Origin of the sequence: Nonomuraea sp. N2-4H, from assembly GCF_045291505.1 — a bacterium.
Lineage (GTDB): Bacteria > Actinomycetota > Actinomycetes > Streptosporangiales > Streptosporangiaceae > Nonomuraea > Nonomuraea fastidiosa.
In genome coordinates this window covers 1,951,151-1,970,481 of sequence record NZ_CP147987.1, presented here as the reverse complement: position 1 = coordinate 1,970,481, position 19,331 = coordinate 1,951,151, and the positions used below count along the sequence as shown (strand labels likewise).

15 protein-coding genes are annotated in these 19,331 nt (G+C 72.6%); 8 read left to right on the top strand and 7 right to left on the bottom strand.

Annotated features, from left to right (window positions below; genetic code table 11):
* The first annotated feature begins 132 nt into the window (after positions 1 to 132).
* The 4 genes from WBK31_RS08945 (at position 133) to WBK31_RS08930 (ending at position 5,756) form a co-directional block, all read left to right on the top strand.
* The gene (locus WBK31_RS08945) at positions 133 to 1,092 is read left to right on the top strand and encodes an arabinan endo-1,5-alpha-L-arabinosidase (RefSeq protein WP_364065586.1); all 960 of its coding nucleotides are present in this window, start codon (positions 133 to 135) and stop codon (positions 1,090 to 1,092) included.
* Positions 1,093 to 1,239: 147 nt separating this feature from the next.
* Entirely contained in the window at positions 1,240 to 2,265 is a 1,026-nt protein-coding gene (locus tag WBK31_RS08940) for a LacI family DNA-binding transcriptional regulator (protein WP_406674605.1), read from the top strand.
* On the top strand, positions 2,262 to 4,268 hold the full coding sequence (locus tag WBK31_RS08935) for a beta-galactosidase (RefSeq protein WP_406674604.1): 2,007 nt from the start codon (positions 2,262 to 2,264) through the stop codon (positions 4,266 to 4,268). Before WBK31_RS08940 ends, WBK31_RS08935 begins: the two co-directional genes overlap by 4 nt.
* A gap of 93 nt (positions 4,269 to 4,361) precedes the next feature.
* Positions 4,362 to 5,756, top strand: coding sequence for a GH1 family beta-glucosidase (locus WBK31_RS08930; protein WP_378790093.1), 1,395 nt, complete (start codon positions 4,362 to 4,364; stop codon positions 5,754 to 5,756).
* A gap of 27 nt (positions 5,757 to 5,783) precedes the next feature.
* Here the strand turns inward: WBK31_RS08930 and WBK31_RS08925 are convergent, their stop codons facing one another.
* The 4 genes from WBK31_RS08925 to WBK31_RS08910 all read right to left on the bottom strand — a co-directional run bounded on the left by WBK31_RS08925 (position 5,784) and on the right by WBK31_RS08910 (position 10,515).
* Positions 5,784 to 6,617, bottom strand: coding sequence for an SAM-dependent methyltransferase (locus WBK31_RS08925; protein ID WP_378790094.1), 834 nt, complete (start codon positions 6,615 to 6,617; stop codon positions 5,784 to 5,786).
* 98 nt (positions 6,618 to 6,715) lie between these two features.
* Positions 6,716 to 7,351, bottom strand: a complete 636-nt coding sequence (locus tag WBK31_RS08920; protein ID WP_364065601.1) for a nitroreductase family protein — start codon at positions 7,349 to 7,351, stop codon at positions 6,716 to 6,718.
* Positions 7,352 to 7,417: 66 nt separating this feature from the next.
* Complete coding sequence (locus WBK31_RS08915; protein WP_406674603.1) at positions 7,418 to 8,521, bottom strand: arabinogalactan endo-beta-1,4-galactanase; 1,104 nt, start codon at positions 8,519 to 8,521, stop codon at positions 7,418 to 7,420.
* Positions 8,518 to 10,515 carry a beta-galactosidase gene (locus tag WBK31_RS08910; RefSeq protein WP_364065606.1) on the bottom strand — a complete coding sequence of 666 codons (1,998 nt, stop codon included), beginning with the start codon at positions 10,513 to 10,515 and terminating at the stop codon, positions 8,518 to 8,520. The genes WBK31_RS08915 and WBK31_RS08910 overlap by 4 nt, the downstream gene beginning before the upstream one ends.
* A 178-nt stretch (positions 10,516 to 10,693) precedes the next feature.
* On the opposite strand from WBK31_RS08910, the gene WBK31_RS08905 reads away from it, so the two are divergent.
* Genes WBK31_RS08905 through WBK31_RS08890 form a run of 4 tightly spaced genes read left to right on the top strand, consistent with a single transcriptional unit; the run spans position 10,694 to position 14,779 of the window.
* Complete coding sequence (locus WBK31_RS08905; RefSeq protein ID WP_364065609.1) at positions 10,694 to 12,010, top strand: sugar ABC transporter substrate-binding protein; 1,317 nt, start codon at positions 10,694 to 10,696, stop codon at positions 12,008 to 12,010.
* Entirely contained in the window at positions 12,007 to 12,909 is a 903-nt protein-coding gene (locus WBK31_RS08900; RefSeq protein WP_406674602.1) for a carbohydrate ABC transporter permease, read from the top strand. The genes WBK31_RS08905 and WBK31_RS08900 overlap by 4 nt, the downstream gene beginning before the upstream one ends.
* Positions 12,906 to 13,787 carry a carbohydrate ABC transporter permease gene (locus WBK31_RS08895; RefSeq protein WP_364065615.1) on the top strand — a complete coding sequence of 294 codons (882 nt, stop codon included), beginning with the start codon at positions 12,906 to 12,908 and terminating at the stop codon, positions 13,785 to 13,787. Before WBK31_RS08900 ends, WBK31_RS08895 begins: the two co-directional genes overlap by 4 nt.
* Positions 13,784 to 14,779, top strand: a complete 996-nt coding sequence (locus WBK31_RS08890; protein WP_364065618.1) for a LacI family DNA-binding transcriptional regulator — start codon at positions 13,784 to 13,786, stop codon at positions 14,777 to 14,779. The genes WBK31_RS08895 and WBK31_RS08890 overlap by 4 nt, the downstream gene beginning before the upstream one ends.
* Before the next feature lie 74 nt (positions 14,780 to 14,853).
* Here WBK31_RS08890 and WBK31_RS08885 read toward each other — a convergent pair whose 3' ends face one another.
* The 3 genes from WBK31_RS08885 to WBK31_RS08875 all read right to left on the bottom strand — a co-directional run bounded on the left by WBK31_RS08885 (position 14,854) and on the right by WBK31_RS08875 (position 19,172).
* Positions 14,854 to 15,231: a YchJ family metal-binding protein gene (locus WBK31_RS08885; protein ID WP_364065621.1), complete on the bottom strand. Its 378-nt coding sequence runs from the start codon at positions 15,229 to 15,231 to the stop codon at positions 14,854 to 14,856.
* Between the two features lie 5 nt (positions 15,232 to 15,236).
* Positions 15,237 to 16,070, bottom strand: a complete 834-nt coding sequence (locus tag WBK31_RS08880; protein ID WP_364065624.1) for an NAD-dependent protein deacetylase — start codon at positions 16,068 to 16,070, stop codon at positions 15,237 to 15,239.
* Between the two features lie 69 nt (positions 16,071 to 16,139).
* A complete protein-coding gene (locus WBK31_RS08875) occupies positions 16,140 to 19,172 on the bottom strand; it encodes a hypothetical protein (protein WP_406674601.1) in 3,033 nt (1,010 codons plus the stop codon).
* Between the last annotated feature and the right edge of the window lie 159 nt (positions 19,173 to 19,331).

The window sequence follows — 19,331 nt, the reverse complement described above, 5'->3', positions numbered from 1 at the left end:
TGCCATGTAACTTTCACGCCCGCGCACCCCAGGGTTGACGCTCGCGGAAAACCGCGCCTACATTGCCTGCGACGCAACCGGCGCAGCGTCCGGCAGGCGAAGCGGTCACCTTTCCCGTTCGAAGGAGGACCCTTGCGCCGCCTGTCCCGTCTCGTCGCCGCCGCCGCGGCGGCGCTCACGCTCACCGCGGCCGCGCTCGCCTATCCCGGCCCCGGCCGGGTCACCGGTGACGTGGTCGTGCACGACCCCACGATGATCCGCACCCCGTCCGGCTACGTGCTCTACTCCACCCACGGCTACCTGGAGGCCCGGACCTCGACCGACCGCATCCACTTCACCAGGGCGGGCAACGCCTTCGGCACGCCGCCGTCGTGGTGGCGTACGTACTCGTCGGGCAACGACCCGTGGGCGCCCGACATCTCCCAGCAGGGCGGGAGATACCTGATGTACTACGCGGTCTCCAGCTTCGGATCGAACAACTCGGCGATCGGCCTGGCCACCAGCTCGACCGGCCAGCCGGGCACCTGGACCGACCAGGGCATCGTCTACTCCACGACCACCGGCTCCGACCACAACGCGATCGACCCCAACCTGCTGGTGGACGCCCAGGGCCGGTGGTGGCTGAGCTTCGGGTCGTACTGGACGGGCATCAGGATGATCAGGCTCGACCCGGCGACCGGCAAGCGCCACTCCTCCGACCGCACGCTCTACCACCTGGCCACCCGGCCTGACGCGCCGTACGCGGTGGAGGCGCCCGCGATCATCCGGCACGGGAACTACTACTACCTGTTCGCCTCCTACGACCGGTGCTGCGCCGGGCTGGACAGCACGTACAAGATCAAGGTGGGCCGCTCGACCAGCCCCACCGGCCCGTACGTGGACCGCTCGGGCCGCCGGATGCTGGACGGCGGCGGCACGATGGTGCTGGAGACGCACGATCAGGTCGTCGGCCCAGGCGGGCAGAGCCTGATGTCGGACGTGGACGGCGACCTGCTCGTCTACCACTACTACGACCGCAACGACAACGGCACGCCGAAGCTCGGGATCAACCTCATCGGCTGGGACTCGGCCGGCTGGCCGTACGTGTACTGACCCGCGCACACCGGCAGGCGGCGGGCGCGATGGCGCCCGCCGCCCGTCCAGCGTTCGAGATGGCCGCGCTCCACCATTGACAACGCCGCAAATCGGACTTTAGGTTGTCGAAACGTTTCGATTTCTCATATCGACCGTTGGAGCGCCATGACCTCGTTGCGCGACGTGGCAGCACGCGCGCAGGTGGCCGTCAGCACCGTCTCGGCCGCGCTCAACGGCACCCGTCCGGTGGCGGCGGCCACCAAGCTGCGCATCGAGCAGGCCGCCCGCGAGCTCGGCTACCGGCCGAACCTGCTGGCCAGGGGCCTGCAGAGCAAGCGCACGAGGATCCTCGCGCTGCTGTTCCCGCCGCCGGCAGGCGGCTTCGGCCCGACGGGGATGGGCTTCGCCACCGCCGCGGCCGAGGCCGCCAAGGAGCTCGGCTACCACGTGCTGCTCTCCCCGGAGAGCGCCGCCCCGGTCGAGGAGCTGCGCCACCTGACCGGGCTCGGGCTGGTGGACGGCGTGCTGCTGATGGAGGTGCGGCTCGACGACGAGCGGCCGGCGTTCCTGGCGCGCGCCGGGGTGCCGTTCGCGATGATCGGGCGCACCCGCGACCCCGAGGGCATCGACTACGCCGACATCGACTTCGCCGCCACGGCGCGGCAGGCCGTGGCGCACGTGGCCGGGCTCGGCCACCGGGTGCTGGCCTTCGTCAACTCGCCCGCCGCCGCGTTCGAGGCCGGGTACGGCCCGGCCGTCCGCTCCTCCGCCGCGCTCGCCACGGCCGCCCGCGAAGCCGGGCTCGACTACGTGCACGGCGGCCACGCGGGCTCCCGCGAGGAGGGCGCGCGGGCGCTGGACGCGCTGCTCGACGTCCGCCCCGACGTCACGGCGCTGGCCGTGATGGGCGACCGGGCGGCGGCCGGCGTGCTCGCCGCCGCGGCGCGGCGCGGCCTGCGCGTGCCCGACGACCTGACGCTGCTGCTCGTGCTGGCGTCGGCGCGGGTCGCGGAGATCTTCCATCCCAGGCTGACCACGCTCGAGCCGCCCAGCGCGGAGCTGGGCAGGCTGGGCGCCCGCATGCTCATCGACCGGTTGGGCGGCGGCGGGCCGCCCCGGCAGCGCCTGGTGCCCTGCCGGCTGGTGACCGGCGACAGTTCCGCACCACCTCGTACGGGAGCCGCTTCGTGAAGCTCGGTATGCACACCCTCACCCAGAGACGGGGACTGCTGTTCGGCGGGGATTACAACCCCGAGCAGTGGCCTGAGGAGGTGTGGGCACAGGACGCCGCGCTGATGCGCGACGCCGGGGTCAACCTGGTCACGGTCGGCGTGTTCAGCTGGGCGCGGCTGGAGCCCGAGCCAGGCAAGCGCGACTTCGGCTGGCTGGACCGGCTGCTCGAACTGATGGCCGCGCATGACATCGGCGTGGACCTGGCCACGCCGACGGCCTCGCCGCCGCCGTGGCTGGGCCACCGCTGGCCGGAGACGCTGCCCGTGGACGAGCACGGCCACACGCTCTGGTACGGCGCGCGCAACCAGTTTTGTCCTTCTTCGTCCGTTTATTGGGAGCGCTCCCTCGATCTTGTGACCGCGCTGGCCGACCGCTACGCCGGTCATCCGGCGCTGGCGATGTGGCACGTCGGCAACGAGTACGGCCAGGTCTGCTTCTGCGACGCCTCGGCCGCCGCGTTCCGGAGCTGGCTGCGCGAGCGCTACGGCGGCCTCGACGGGCTCAACGAGGCGTGGGGCACGACGTTCTGGAGCCAGGGCTACTCCGACTGGGAGGAGGTGCTGCCGCCGCGCGCCGCCCCCTACATCGTCAACCCGAGCCAGCGGCTGGACTGGCGGCGCTTCTGCTCCGACCAGATGCTCGCGCACTTCCGCGCCCAGCGGGACGTGCTGCGCGCCCGCACCCCCGGCGTGCCGGTCACCACGAACTTCATGGGCCTGTTCAAGGGCATCGACTCCTGGGCGTGGGCCGAGGAGGAGGACGTGGTCGCCAACGACTGCTACCCCGAGCCCGGCGACCCGCTCACCCCGGCCAGGACCGCGCTCACCCACGACCTCATGCGCGGCCTGGCCAAGGGCCGGCCGTGGCTGCTGATGGAGCAGGCCACCAGCGCCGTCAACTGGCGCCCGCACAACCTGCCCAAGCCGCCGGGACAGTTCCGCCTGGAGTCGCTGCAGGCGCTGGCGCGCGGCGCGGACGGGCTCTGCTACTTCCAGTGGCGGGCCTCCCGCTTCGGCGCCGAGCGCTTCCACGCCGCGATGGTGCCGCACGCCGGGCCCGAGACGCGGCTGCACCGCGCGGTGCGCGAGCACGGCCGGGAGCTGCGCAGGCTGTCGGGCGTGGCGGGCACGGAGGTGCCGGCGCGGGTGGCGATGATGTTCGGCTGGGAGAGCTGGTGGGCGCTGGAGGAGCGCGGGCGGCCCAGCGACCGGCTCAACGCCGACGAGCAGCTGCTGCGCTACTACGTGCCGTTCTTCGAGCGCGGCGTCGCCGTTGACGTGGTGCCGCCGGGGGCGGACCTGGACGCGTACGCGCTGGTCGTGGTGCCGAACCTGTTCCTCGTCAGCGACGAGCAGGCGGCCGGTCTCGACGCCTACGTCCGGCGCGGCGGGGTGCTCGTGGTGGGCCCGTTCTCCGGGGTGGCGGACCCGCGCGCGCACATCCGCATCGGGCGCTTCCCCGCGCCGCTGCGCGAGGTGCTCGGCGCCTCCGGCGAGGAGTGGCAGCCCGTGGGCGAGCCCGTACGGTGCCGCTGGCAGGGCGGCGCGGAGTTCACCGCCGACACCTGGACCGAGCTGCTGGCGGCCGAAGGCGCCGAGGTGGTGGCCGAGTACGCCTCAGGCGGCCTGGCCGGGCTGCCCGCCGTCACCCGCCACCGGCACGGCGACGGCCTGGCCTGGTACGTCGGCACCATGCCCGAGCCGGCCGCGCTCGCCGCGCTGGCCGAGCGGGTGCTGGCCGACGCGGGCGTGACGGGCGTACTGCCCGCGCTGCCGCCCGGCGTGGAGGCGGTGCGCCGCGGCGAGGTGCTGTTCGTGCTCAACCACGGGACGGACACCGTACGGGTGGAGCTGCCGGAACGCGCCGACGACCTGCTCACCGGCGCCACCGCCGAGGGCTCCGTGACGCTGGCGCCCCGCGAGGTCGCCGCGCTGGTCCCCACGGGCGGCGCCGCAGGATGATCACCCGCCGCACAGGTCCCGGCGGAAGCCGCCGGGCCGCCGCCCCCTGAACCTCCCTCTTCCTGAGATCACCTTTTGCCCACAAGGAGTGACATGTCCACCTTTCCCGACAATTTCGTCTGGGGCACCGCCACCGCCGCCTACCAGGTGGAAGGCGCCTGGAACGAGGACGGCCGCGGCCCGTCCATCTGGGACACCTTCTCCCACACGCCCGGCCTGGTCGCCAACGGCGACACCGGCGACGTGGCCTGCGACCACTACCACCGGCTGGAGGAGGACCTCGACCTGCTGGCCGAGCTGCGCGTCGGCGCCTACCGCTTCTCCATCTCCTGGCCGCGCGTGCAGCCGGGCGGCAGCGGTCCGGTCAACGCCGCCGGGCTCGACTTCTACCAGCGGCTCGTGGACGGCCTGCTGAGCCGGGGCATCGCGCCGGTCGCCACCCTCTACCACTGGGACCTGCCGCAGGAGCTGGAGGACGCGGGCGGCTGGCCGAACCGCGACACCGCGCAGCGCTTCGCCGAGTACGCCAGGATCATGGGCGAGGCGCTCGGCGACCGCGTACGGACCTGGATCACGCTGAACGAGCCGTGGTGCTCGGCCTACCTGGGCTACGCCTCCGGCGTGCACGCCCCGGCGCGCACCGAGCCGGCCGCCGCGCTGGCCGCCGTGCACCACCTCAACCTGGGCCACGGCCTGGCCGTGCAGGCGCTGCGCTCGACCGCGGCCAAGGACGCGCAGATGTCGGTCACGCTCAACCTGCACCACATCCGCGGCGTGTCCGAGGCCGACGCGGACGCGGTGCGGCGCACGGACGCGCTGGCCAACCGGGCCTTCCTCGGCCCGATGCTGGAGGGCGCCTACCCGGCCGACCTGCTCGCCGACACCGCCGGGGTGACCGACTGGTCGTTCGTGCGCGACGGCGACACCGCGATCGCCAACCAGCCGCTGGACGTGCTCGGCGTCAACTACTACAACCCGACGCTGGTGCGGCACTGGGACGGCAAGGGCCCCAAGGAGACCGCCGACGGCCACCAGGACGGCGCGGCCTCGCCGTGGATCGCCTGCGACAGCGTGGAGTTCGTGCGCCAGCCCGGCCCGTACACGGAGATGGGCTGGAACATCGACGAGACCGGCCTGACCGAGCTGCTGCTGCGGCTGCACCGCGACTATCCGGGCCTGCCCGTCATGATCACCGAGAACGGCGCGGCCTTCCCCGACCCGGTCTCCCCCGACGGGCGCGTGCACGACAGCGACCGCGTCGACTACCTGCACCGCCACCTGACGGCGGTCGGCGAGGCCATCGCGCAGGGCGTGGACGTGCGCGGCTACTTCGTCTGGTCGCTGATGGACAACTTCGAGTGGGCGCACGGCTACGCCAAGCGGTTCGGCATCGTCCGGGTGGACCGCGAGACGATGGAGCGCACCTGGAAGGACAGCGCCTTCTGGTACCGCGACGTGGTCACCTCCGGCAAGCTGCCGGTCGGCTGAGCCGCGCGCCCGGTGGCCGTCCGGGGATCAGGGCTTGCGTGCCACGCCGCCCACGAAGGTGTGGTACGTGATCCCCGGCGCCGCCTGGTGGTCACCGGTCTCCGGCCGCCACTCGGGCAGCGGCACCAGGCCGGGCTCCAGCAGTTCGAGGCCCTCGAAGTAGGCCAGGATCTCCTCCCGGGTGCGCCAGCGGCCGGTGCCGAGGTGCTCGTTGAACAGCCGCTCCGCGGTGGCCGCCTGCTCGGACACCTCGGGCAGGGCCGGGCCCGGGTTGTGGAAGTGGGAGATCACCACGTGGCTGCCCGGCGCGAGCCTGCCGATGTAGCGGGCGGCGACGCCCTTCGGGTCGTCCTCGTCCCTGAGGTGGTGCAGGATGCCGAAGAGCAGCAGCCCGACCGGCTCGGAGAAGTCGATGAGGGCCCGCGTCCTCGGGTCGTCCATGACCTTCTCGGCCTCGCGGGCGTCGGCGTCGACGAACGTGGTGGTCTCGTCCACGGCCAGCAGCGCGCGGCCGTGGGCGAGCACGATCGGGTCGTGGTCGACGTAGACGACGTGGGCGCCGGGGCGTACGGACTGGGCCACCTCGTGCACGTTGCCCTGCGTGGGCAGCCCCGAGCCGATGTCCAGGAACTGCCGCAGTCCTGCCTCGCCCGCCAGGTAGCGGACGGTGCGCCGCAGGAACTCCCGGTTGGCCATCGCCGCCTGCGGCGCGTCCGGCGCGATCTTCAGAGCGGCGGCGGCCACCTGCCGGTCGACCTCGTAGTTGTCCTTGCCGCCGAGCATGTAGTCGTAGACGCGGGCGACGCTGGGCTTGCTCGTGTCGATCCCGCTGGGCGCGCTCTCCTGCTCACTCTCGGGCACTGTCGGCTCCTCTGGATCAGGGGTCTGGCGAAGATCCTAAGTCGAGAAGCCCGGCATCGAGCAGCGAATCTTGAAATATCGGGATTTGCGGTGAAAGGTCACCACTGGTCGATGTGCAGCACCGTGTCCAGCGGCTGCCGCTTGGCCCGCCCGAACGTCTCGCCCGTGTAGTAGGCGGTCGGGATGAGCACCCCCTGGCGCACGTCGCCCGGGATGCCGAGCAGCTCGGCGATCTCGTGCTCGTACGCCAGGTGCAGCGACGTCCACGCGGTGCCCAGGCCGCGGGCGCGGGCGGCGAGCATGTAGCTCCAGGCGGCGGGCAGCAGCGAGCCCCACAGCCCGGCCTGGTTGCCCTCGGGCAGGGCCGGCACGGTCAGGCAGCCGATCACCAGCACCGGCACCTCGCCCATGTGCTCGGCGAGGTAGGCGGCGCTTTCCGAGACCCGCTGCTGGACGGCGGCCCTGTCGGGGTCGTCGGCGAACAGCCGCCCTGCCGACGCCGCCGACTCGCGGTAGCGGCGCCACGCGCGCTCGTAGTAGCCGCCGATGGCCTTGCGCTTGTCCGGGTCGGTGACCACCACCCAGTGCCAGTTCTGCACGTTGCTGCCGGACGGCGCCTGGAGCGCGATGTCCAGGCACTCCTTGACCAGCTCCAAGGGGACCGGGCGGGTGAGGTCGAGGCGCTTGCGGACGCTGCGGGTCGTGGTGAGCAGCTCGTCTGCTGAGATCGTCATGCGCTTCATCATGCCCATCTCGGCGCGTCATCCCCCGCCCGGCTCGGGCCCTCAGACCCTGAGAGATCAGACGCTGCCGAGCACCGCGAGCGCGGGCAGCGCGCGGCCGTCGTAGCCGAACAGCGCCTGGTTCTCCCAGGCGTTGCCGGACGACGGGTCCGCCGGGTCCCAGCCGTTGCCGGGCACGGCGGTCCAGGTGGCCTCCCAGCTGTAGAGGCCGAGGCCGCGGCCGTCCGGGACGGCGCGGACGATGTCGGCGACCTTGGCCAGCATCGCCGACTGGCCCTGCGGCGTGGCGCGGTAGCCGGGGTACGGCTCGGCGCCGGTGATGATGTTGGGCCAGCCGTCGGCGTCGCCGGTGGTGAACGGGTAGGCGGTCTCGGCGACCAGCACCGGCTTGCCGTACCGGGCGGCCACGTCGTTGATGTTGGCCTGGAAGGTCTCCAGCGTGCCGTGCCAGTACGGGTAGTACGACAGCCCGATCACGTCGTAGCGGATGCCGTGGGATGCGGCGTTGTCGAACCACCACCGATACAGCCCGTTGTCACCGCCGTCGGCCAGGTGCAGCACGACCCTGGTGCTCGGGGAGACCGCCTTGACGGCGTCGTCGCCGGCGTTCAGCAGCGCGGCCGTGTTCGGCCAGGTGGAGTTGGCGCCGTCGGGCCACAGCAGGCCGCCGTTGATCTCGTTGCCGACCTGCACGAGGTCGGCGGTGGTGCCCTGGCGGCGCAGGGCGTCGAGCACGTCGTAGGTGTGGTCGTAGACGGCCTGCTTGAGCCGGTCGAACGGCAGCGACTGCCAGGCGGCGGGCTTGGTCTGCTTGCCGGGGTCGGCCCAGCTGTCGGAGTAGTGGAAGTCGACGAGCAGGCTCATGCCGAGCGCCTTGGCGCGCCTGGCGACCGCGAGGACCTGCGTCTTGGTGTTGTAGCCGTCGGCCGGGTTCACCCAGACCTTGAGCCTGATGGAGTTGACCCCGTTCTGCGCCAGGATGCGCAGGGCGTCGCCGGTGGTGCCGTTCGCGTCGCGGTAGACGCCGCCGAGCGCCTCCGACTTGGCCAGGCTGGAGACGTCCGCGCCTCTGATCGCGAGGGTGGCGGCCTGCCGCGCCTGAGCCGGTGGGGCGATGAGAAGGGCGGCGAATAACAGCAGTGCGGTGAGGATGCCTCTCATGGCGCTCTCCTAGGGTCGGGGGTTTCCTCGATGACCGTGACCGCCCCGGCCGCGACGGTGACCGGCCCGTCGTGCCGCACGCCGTCGAACACGCTCACGCCGCTCACCCCCTCGACCGTCACGGCCTGGTCGCCGTGGTTGATCAGGAACAGGTGGCGGCCTCTGCGCACGAGTTCGAGGGTGTCGGGCAGGCCGCGCGGCCTGGTCACCCCGGCGTGGTCGAGCACCTGGCCGAGCAGGCCGGGCAGGCCGGTGACGGGCGCGGTGGCGAGGTACCAGGCGGTGCCGGCGCCGAGGTCGTGACGGGTGAAGGCGGGGTGCCCCGCGTCGGGGCCGGTGGCGAAGCCGCGCACGGCGGTGGCGCCGGCCAGGCGGACCCGTTCCGACCAGATGCGGGCCTCACCGTCCGCGGTGAGCGCCACCGTCTCGTGCTCGCGCAGCGGGTGGAACTCCTCGATCGACAGGCCGAGCAGCTCGCGCAGCGCGCCGGGGTGGGCGCCGGGGTGGATGGTGTCGTGCTCGTCCACGATGCCGGAGAAGTAGGACACGAGGAGGTTCCCGCCGGACTCGACGTACCGGTGGAGGTTCTTGGCGGACGCCTCGGTCAGCAGGTACGAGCTGGGCGCCACCACCAGCCGGTACCGCGACAGGTCGGCGGAGGGGTGGACGAAGTCCACCGTCACGTGCTCGCGCCACAGCGCCTCGTAGAAGGCGTCCATCCGCTCGCGGAACGTCAGGTCCACCGACGGCCGCCAGTCGAGCTCCAGCGCCCAGTACGACTCCCAGTCCCACACCAGCGCCACCTCGGCCCGCACCCGGCTGCCGCGCACCCCGGCCAGCCGCCTGAGGTCCGCGCCCAGCCGCACGATCTCCCGCCACTGCTCGGAGTCGGTCCCGGCGTGCGGCACCATCCCGGAGTGGAACTTCTCCGCGCCGAAGCGCGAGGCCCTGAACTGGAAGAACAGCACGCTGTCCGAGCCGCGCGCGACGTGCGCGAGGCTGTTGCGGCGCATCTCCCCCGGCCGCTTGGCGAGGTTGCGCGGCTGCCAGTTGACCGCGCCCGCCGAGTGCTCCATGAGCATCCACGGCTCGCCGCCGGCCACCGAGCGGGCGAGGTCGGCCGACATGGCGAGGTCGATGTGGTTGTCGGGCCGCTCGGCCTGCAGGTAGTGGTCGTTGGCGACGACGTCCAGCTCGCGGGCCCACTGCCACAGGTCCGTCGACTTGCAGTTGACCGTGCCGGCGAAGTTCGTGGTGACCGGCAGGTGCGGGGTCGCCTCGCGCAGGATGTCGCGCTGCAGCGCGTAGTGCGCGCGGTGCTCGCCGTCGCTGAAGCGGGCGTAGTCGAGCCGCTGGGCCGGATTGACCGCCGTGTGGTTGGCGCGCGGGGCGTCGATCTGCGACCAGTCGGTGTAGGTCTGTCCCCAGAACGTGGTGCCCCAGGCGTCGTTGAGCGCGGAGATGTCGCGGTAGGTGTGCCGCAGCCACTCTCGCCAGGCGGCCACGCTGTGCTCGCAGTAGCACTCGCCGAGCGGGGCGCCGTACTCGTTGTGCACGTGCCACATGACCACGGCGGGGTGGTCGCGGTAGTGCCCGGCCAGCGCGCGCACCAGCCGGGCGGTGGCCGCGCGGAACGCGGGCGCGCTGGAGCAGGCGCTCTGCCGACCGCCGAACCCGATCCGCACGCCCTCCCTGTTGACCGGCAGCACGTCGGGGTGGCGGGCGACGAACCAGGCGGGCGGCGCGGCGGTGGGCGTGGCGAGGTCGACCGCCACCCCGGCCGCGTGCAGCCGGTCGAGGATCTCGTCGAGCCAGCCGAAGTCGAAACGCCCCTCCTCGGGCTCCATCAGCGCCCACGAGAACATGCCCAGGCTCACCAGGTTGACCCCGGCCTCGCGCATGAGCTCGACGTCCTCTTCCAGCACCTCGCGCGGCCACTGCTCCGGGTTGTAGTCGCCGCCGAAGGCGATCCCGGCCGGTCGCTCCGGATACATCCGTCCCCCCGCACCATCTTTCTGTGAACGTGCACAGTAAAGCCGATCCGCCCGGGGAAGAACAGTCACCGCCCGGACCTACTTTCTCCAGGCGCGCAACGAGAACGTAACAACCCTTGACGCTCGAATGTGGGCTGTTTCACTCTGTGCACGTTCACAGAACCTTCTGGAGGTACGCATGCGCGCCCACCGCCTTGGAGCAGCACTGGCCGTCGCGCTCACGGCCACACTCGCGAGCTGCGCGTCCGGCGAACCCGCCGAAGCGCCCGAGGCGGCGCAGAGCCCGGCGACCGCCGCCCAGGGGCCCGTCAAGCTCACGTACTGGACGTGGGCCCCCAACATGGACAAGATCGTCGAGGTCTGGAACAAGGCCAACCCGGACATCCAGGTGACGGTCAGCAAGCAGGCCGGCGGCGACGACGCGGCGGCCAAGTTCCTCACGGCGGCGAAGGCCGGCAACCCTCCCGACCTGGTGCAGGCCGAGTACCAGCACCTGCCGTCGTTCATCGCGGCCGACGCGGTGGCCGACATCAAGGCCGAGACCGCCGCGATCAAGGGCGAGTTCACCGACGGGCTGTGGGGCCTGGTGACGCTGGGCACCGAGGGCGTCTACGGCATCCCGCAGGACAGCGGCCCGATGATGCTCTTCTACCGCAAGGACCTCTTCGACAAGTACGGCATCGACGTCCCGAAGACCTGGCAGGAGTACGCCGAGGCGGCGCGCACGGTCAGGAAGAAGGACTCCAAGGTGTACCTGGGCACCTTCTCCAGCAACGATCCGGGAGCGTTCACAGGTCTGGCGCAGCAGGCGGGCGCCCAGTGGTGGTCGATCAGCGGCGAGTCGTGGAAGGTGAACATCGCCGACGAGGCCACCGTCAAGGTCGCCGACTACTGGGGCGGCCTGGTGAAGGAGGGCGTCATCGACGACATGCCGTACTTCACCCCCGAGTGGAACAAGGCGCTCAACGACGGCAAGCTGCTCACCTGGCCGTCGGCCGTGTGGGCGCCGGGCGTGCTGTCCAGCAACGCCCCCAAGGGCAAGGGCAAGTGGGCGGTCGCGCCGCTGCCGCAGTGGAACGCGGGTGAGAGCTACAGCGGTTTCTGGGGCGGCTCGTCCACCGCCGTGGCGGCCAAGTCGCCGCACAAGGCGGCCGCCACCCGCTTCGCCACCTGGCTCAACACCGACCCGCAGGCCATCGACCTGCTGGTCAAGGAGGCCGCGATCTACCCGGCGGCCACCAAGGCGCAGTCGGCGCTCGGCGAGGCACCCGAGTACTTCTCCGGCCAGGCCGACTTCTGGCAGCAGGCCGCCGAGGTCTCGAAGGGAGCGCGCGGCTTCACCTTCGGGCCCAACGTGGGCGTGGCGTACAACGCGTTCAGGGACGGCTTCGGCAAGGCGCTGCAGAACGGCACCCCGTTCTCCGACGCGGTGCGCGGCATGCAGGAGGCCACGGTCGCCGACATGCGCAAGGCCGGCTTCCAGCTCGCGTCATGAAGCGTCCCTCGATGAGCCGGCCCGAGCGGGGGCCGTGGCCGTACCTGTTCCTGGCCCCCGCGATCGTGCTGTTCACGCTCTTCCTCGCGGTGCCCATCGGCTACACCGTCTATCTGGCGCTGCACCGCACCCAGGTGTCCGGGCTCGGCCTCGGCAAGGGCGCGCGCAAGGAGGTGTTCGCCGGGTTCGGCAACTTCGCCGCCGCGCTCGGCGACGCCGAGCTGTGGGCCGGATGGCTGCGCGTGCTCGGCTACGGCACGCTGGTGCTGGTCGTGATGCTGGGGCTGGCGCTGCTGTTCGCGCTGCTGCTCGACACGGCGCGGGTGCGGCTCGCCCGCTTCTCCAGGATCGCGATCTTCCTGCCGTACGCGGTGCCGGGCGTGGCCGCCACGCTGCTGTGGGGCTTTCTCTACCTGCCCTCGCTCAGCCCCATCCGCCAGGTGCTGGACGTGGACTTCCTGAGCGCCACCACGGTCACGTACTCGATGGCGAACGTGGCGGTGTGGGGCGGCACCGGCTTCAACATGCTGGCGCTCTACACCGCGCTGCGCGCGATCCCCCGCGACCTGTACGAGGCCGCCCGCCTCGACGGCGCCTCCGAGCTGCAGATCGCGCTCCGCGTCAAGATCCCCATGCTGGCCCCGGCGATCATTCTGACCACGGTGTTCTCGATCATCGCGACGGTCCAGGTGTTCACCGAGCCCACCGCGCTGCGTCCGCTGACCAACACGATCAGCTCCACGTGGAGCCCGCTGATGAAGGTCTACCGCGACGCGTTCGTCACCGGCGACCTGTACTCGGCCGCCGCCACCTCGATCGTCATCGCGGCGATCGCGCTCGTGCTGTCCTTCGGGTTCCTGCGCATCGTCCGCGACCGCGCCTTCGGAGAGGGCCGATGACCACGCTCACCACCGCGGCCGCCACCGCCGCGCACCGCCGGCCCCGCGCCGCCGGCATGACCGGCCTGGTGCCGACGGCGCTGCTGCTGATCGGCGCGATCTACTGCCTGTTCCCCGTGGTGTGGGTGCTGATCGCGGCGACCAAGTCGCCCGCCGAGCTGTTCAGCACCGCCACGCTCTCCTTCGGCACCGGCTTCTTCGCCAACGTGGCCGAGCTGTTCGCCTACCGCGACGGCGTGTTCTGGCTGTGGGCGCTCAACACGCTCATCTACGCGGGCGGCGGCTCGCTGCTGTCCACCGCCGTCTCGGCCGTCTCCGGGTACGCGCTGGCGAAGTACCGCTTCCCCGGCCGCAGCGCGATCTTCAACCTGCTGATCGGCGGCATCCTCGTGCCGTCGGTGGTGCTGGCGGTGCCGCAGTATCTGCTGTTCTCGAAGGTCGGGCTGGCCGACAGCCACTGGGCGGTGCTGCTGCCGCAGATCCTCAACCCGTACGGCATCTACCTGGCCCGCGTCTACGCCACCGCGGCCGTGCCGGACTCGCTGCTGGAGGCGGGCCGCATCGACGGGGCGAGCGAGTGGCTGCTGATGCGGCGGGTGGCGCTGCCGCTGATGGTGCCCGGCATGGTGACGATCTTCCTGTTCCAGTTCGTAGCGATCTGGAACAACTTCCTGCTGCCGTTCATCATGCTCGGCGACGACGGCAAATTCCCGCTCACGGTGGGCCTGTACACGCTGCTCGCGGCCGGCGCGAACCAGCCCTCCCTGTACAACCTGATCCTCACGGGCGCGTTCCTGTCGATCCTGCCGTTGATCGCGCTCTTCCTCACCATGCAGCGATACTGGAAGACCGACCTGTCCTCCGGAGCCGTGAAATGAAACGCCCTACGATCCACGACGTCGCCGCCGCCGCGGGGGTCTCCCGTGGAACGGTCTCCCGCCTGCTCAACGGGGACAAATACGTGAGCCCGGCGGCGCGCGTGGCCATCGAAAGGGCGATCTCCGAGACCGGCTACGTCGTCAACAGGGCCGCGCGCAGCCTGGTCACGCAGCGTACGGGGTCGGTCGTCATGGTGCTGTCCGAGCCGCACGAGAAGCTGTTCGAGGACCCCAACTACAGCACGCTCATCCGGGTCGCCATCCGCATGCTGGCCGAGCGCGACCTGTCGCTGGTGATGATGCTGGCCGGGAACGAGGGCGACCGCGAGCGCGTGGTCCGCTACGTGCGCGGCGGCCACGCCGACGGGGTGCTGCTGGTCTCGACGCACGCCGGCGACCCGCTGCTCGACGCGCTGAAGGACGGCCCGCCCGCGGTCTCGTGCGGCCCGGTCATCGGCCGCGAGACCGTCATCCCGTACGCCGCCGCCGACGACCGGCTCGGCGCCCGCCAGATGACCGAATACTTCGTGCGGCTCGGCCGCAAGCGCATCGCGATGATCACCGGGCCGATGGACACGCCGGGCGGCATCCAGCGTCTGGAGGGCTTCGCCGACGTGCTGGGCCGCAGGGCCACCAAGCGGCTCATCGCCCACGGCGACTGGACCCAGGCGAGCGGCGAGCGGGCCATGAAGGAGCTGCTGGAGCGCACCCCCGACATCGACGCGGTGTTCGTGGCCTCCGACCTGATGGCGGCGGGCGCGCTCGCGGCGCTGCGCGCGGCCGGGCGGCGGGTGCCCGACGACGTCGCGGTGGGCGGCTTCGACGACTCCTCGGTGGCGGTCTCGACGCACCCGCCGCTGACCACGATCCGCCAGCCGCTTGCGGAGACGGCGAAGGAGACCGTACGCCTGCTGCTCGCCCTCATCGACGGCGCCGAGCACGTCGAGCCGGTGGTCCTGCCCACCGAACTGATCATCCGCGAGTCGGCGTAGGGTCCGGCGGGCGGCCCGGGCGGCGGGTCGCGGGCGGGCGCGTCCGGGGGGCGATGGGGCCGGGCGCGGCGGGGTCAGACGACGCCCGCGTAGACCCAGCGGCCGTCGAGGCGGACGAAGCGGCTGTGCTCCTCCATGTGCCCGGGCCGCCCACGCTCGGTGTAGTGGGCGCGGAAGCGGACGGTGCCCTCGGTGTGCACGACGCTGCCCCCGCTGGTCTCCAGCACCTCGAGGCGCACCCACGTGACGCGCTTGTCGAGCCCGAGCCGCCGCGGCCGGTCGGACGGGTGCCAGGTGCGCAGCAGGTACGCCTCGTCACCCACGCTGAAGGCGCTGAAGCGGGAGCGCATGAGCTGCTCGGCGGTGGTGGCCGTGGCCTCGCCCCGGTGCAGCCTGCCGCAGCAGTCGTGGTAGGAGGCGGGCAGGCCGCAGGGACACATGCGAGGAGGCATGGGCCCTATTGTGCCCCGAGCCGGGCGGTGAGGTCGGTCAGCGTCGGCCCGAGCGGGGCGTCGAGGGTGAGCGAGGCGTCGCCGTCGCCGCCGGTGGGGCCCTGGTTGACGATCGCGATGGGGATGCCGAGCTCGGCCGCCCTGGTGACGAAGCGCAGCCCCGACCTGATCGCCAGCGACGACCCGAGCACGAGCAGCGTCCTCGCCCGCTCGACCACCGCGAAGCACTGCTCCACCCGCGGTTTCGGCACGTTCTCGCCGAAGAACACCACGTCAGGCTTGAGCACGCCGCCGCAGCCCTCGCAGTCGACGACCTTGAACCCGGCGATCTGCTCGTCGGTGAGCACGGCGTCGCCGTCGGGGTTGATCGCGCCGCCCGCCTCCCAGCCGGGGTTCGCCTCGTTGAGGCGGCGCTCCAGCTCGGTGCGCGGGGTGCGCTCGCGGCACGCCAGGCAGACCACGCGGTCGAGCCCGCCGTGCAGCTCGATCACCTCCCGCGCACCGGCCGCCTGGTGCAGGCCGTCGACGTTCTGGGTGACGATCCCGGCCAGCAGGCCGCGCCGCTCCAGCTCGGCCACGGCGCGATGCCCGGCGTTGGGGCGGGCCGAGCCGATGTGCCGCCAACCGACGTGGCTGCGCGCCCAGTAGCGCTGCCGGGCCTGCGCGCTGCCGACGAACTTCTGGTACGTCATCGGCTCGGCCCGCCTGGACCGCCCTGTCGGCCCCCGGTAGTCGGGGATGCCGGACTCGGTGGACAGCCCCGCCCCGCTGAGCACGGCCACCCCGCCCTTGGCGACGAGTTCGGCAAGCTCGGCCACCTTCGTGGTGCTCGGTGTCACCTCTCTATGGTGCCTTCCGTCCCGCACCCCCGCGCCGTCCGCCGTCCGCCGTCCGCGAGAAAGGCGGGGTCACCGGCTGTAGCGGGTGGTCTCGCCGGGCCACGGGTAGGGGTGGACCGCGGACCGGCCGAACAGGCGGGCGGCGGGCTTCGAGACCGGTGCCCGGACGGCCGGGCCGGTCTCCTCGCGGCGGCTCGGGCCGGCCGGGCGCAGGTAGACGCAGCGCAGCTCGGCCGCGAACCGGTGCTCCCCGTCGCGCAGCCAGCACCCTTCGGGCCCCGGCAGCACCTCGCTCACCGTGATGCCCTCGCCTCCGGCGGCGAGCCGGGCGAGCCCTTCGAGCAGGGCGGGCGAGCGGGTGTCGACGTAGATGCGCTCGCGGGCGGTGGCGGCGTAGAACACGACGGGCAGCTCGTACGTCTCCCGCAGCCGGGCCATGCTCACCAGCAGGTCGCCGTCGCCGCCCGCCTGTCCGAGCGCCTCGAACGCGTCCGCCTCGAGATGCCGGCGCCGCCCGGCCAGCACGACGTTGTCCCAGGTCAGCCTGGGCATGCGGGGCAGGTCGTGGAAGCGGGGCAGCCGGAGCCTCGGCAGCGCGAGCGCCGTGTGCAGCGCGGTGTCGTGCTCGCCGTCGTTGAACAGCAGCGGCTCCTCGAAGCCCTTGGCGTGCAGGACGGCGCGGCGGCCGTCGCTGTGCACGTACAGCTCGTCGAGGCCGATCCTGCGGCGGCCGGGGTCGGCGGTCCCCCCGTTGAGCTCCAGCACAGGCCCTGGCAGGTCGGGCCGGGGCACGCCGTGCTCGGGCCTGGAGACGACGTTCAGCACCGTGAACCCGGCCAGCGCCCGCCGCACCTGCTCGTCGCGCTCGGCGAGGCAGGCGTCGCTCTCGTCGTGGAACTGCAGCGCCCACGGCGTGAGCAGCACCCCGTCGTGCAGGCCGGTCAGGACCAGCGGGGTGACGCCCGGCTCGTACGCCTCCAGCTCCGGCGCGGCCACCATCACATCCGCCGAGCACAGCACGGGCGCGGCCGGCGGGGCGGGTTCGTCGAGCAGGCCCGCGAGGTTCAGCACGGTGGCGCCCGGAGGGGCCGCGCGGACGAGCTCCGCGATGCGGGCGGACAGCCGGTCGCCGTGGTCGATCTCCAGGTCGCCGGTCATGCGCAGGGCGTCGGCCAGCGCGTACGTGCCGGGCCCGAGCCGTCCCGCCAGCAGCCGGTTGGTGCGCAGCCGGGTCAGCTCGGCCTCCTCGGCCAGCAGGTCGAGCACCCTCGGCACACGTTCCCGCAGGTCGGCGGCGAGCGCGTCGCCGATGCCGACCCGCAGCGTGCCCGCGGCGGCCTCGTGCACCACCGCCTGGTCGTCGCGGTGCCCGCCGAGTCCGGCCAGCGCCTCGATCCGCCGCTGCACGGCCAGCTTCACGTCGGGTGAGGCGGCGGGATACCTCGCGAGCAACTCGCTGATCTCCCCGACCCGCCGCCCCACCGGCAGCTCGGACCCGGACGCCTGGCCGGCGCCGCTCAGCCCGCGCTGCACGGGCACGCCCGCGGGAGCCACGAACCCCCGTCCGGACGTCCCCGACGCCCCCACCTGCCCCCGGCCCGGAGCTCCGGTGGACTGCCCCACCGGTCGCTCACCGGGGACGCCCTTCTCCCCCGCCCCGGCCCCGGACCGCCTGCCGGACCCGCTCCCGAGCCCGGACCCCGGCTCGCCCGCGAGACCGTTCGCGGACCCGCTCCCGCTTCCTGGCGCGCCAACGGAGCCGTTGCCCGGCTTGCCAACGGAGCCGTTGCCCGGCTTGCCAACGGAGCCGTTGCCCGGCTTGCCAACGGAGCCGTTGCCCGGCTTGCCATCGGAACCGGACCCGGACCGCCCGGACCCCGGCCCGCCGTTGAGCGCGCCCCCGGCCGCACCAGAGCCCCCGTGCCCGGTGAGGTCGTCGCGCTCGGCGGCGGGCCGGAGCCCGGTGCCGCCGGGAGGAGGGAAGCCCGCGTGCGCGGGGTGCGGCGGCAGCCGGCACTCACAGGGAGCGATCGGCTGGACGCTCCCCCGGTGCGGTGCGGGCCCGCCCGGCCCCGGCAGGCCCGGGGTGGGGTCGTCGCCCTCGTGGATCGGGACGCCGCGGGCGGTCAGGCGGTCGCGCAGCCAGGCGAGCGGGTCGCACGCACCGGCGGGCGGGCACAGGTCGTGGGTGAGCAGCCCGCGCCGTACGGCCACGGTCAGTGCCGCCGCGGCGCGTTCCATGCCGATGCCGGTCTCGGCGGCGATCTCGGCGAGCGTGCGGCGGCCGTCGCAGTGACCGGTGAAGGCCGCACCGTCGCGTACCTCGCCCACCAGGGTCCTGCGGCGCGGCACCAGCCCGGCCACCAGCGTGGGATCGGCCAGGATGCGCTGCTGCAGCGCCTCGTTCACCCGGCCGGCCGGGTAGGCCAGCCGCTCGGCGTACACGCGGTGCCCCTGCCAGGTGTGGCCGGAGGGGCCTGGCCGTACGGTGCCGTAATTGAGCGGCCCGTAGCAGCCGTCGGTCTCGCACGAGGTGGTCAGCCGCTGCAGGTGGGCGGCGAGCTCGCGGCGGGTCCTGCCGCCCTTGGCGCCGTGTCGCAGGTCGCGGTAGAGGCCGGGCGCGGAGCACACGAGAGCGTCGAGGAAGCGTTCGTCGGCGGTCAGCTCCGCCACGGCGCCCCTGGTGAGAGCGGCGTCCCCGCCGACGAGCGCGGTGAGCGTGAGCCTGGCACGCTCCAGGAGGCCGGTGACCTCGTTCCAGGCGAGCACCCAGTTGCCCGCGTCGCCGGCCCCGGACACGACGGCCCCCGACGGCAGCGGCCGCAGATCGCGCAGGCGCCCCCGCAGCCCGCGCGACGGCCGTCCCGTCCCCGTGTCCGTGCTCGGACCCGTGCCCGCCCGGCCGTTGGCTGTGCCGGCCGGGCGCGGGTCGGCGGCGGGAGCGTCGGCGAGCAGGTCGAGTGCCTTGCGCTCCAGGTGTACGACGACCGCGGCCGCCTCCGCCGCCCTGAGGTAGGCGAGTGACAGCACCAGTTCCCATGGAAACCCGGCGCTGCGGACGACCACGGCCGGCAGCAGGGTCCAGTCGTGCTCGATGTCCATATGGACCGCTCCCTTTCCTGACAAGAATTCGCCGCCGCACCGCGTCTCAACTCAGATGCTTACAAGATCATTTATTTCTGTCAATGCGTTTGGCGAGGAAAAGAAAAACAAGAATCGAGGCCACCCTCTCCCGCCTTTACCACATTTACCTAGCAACTC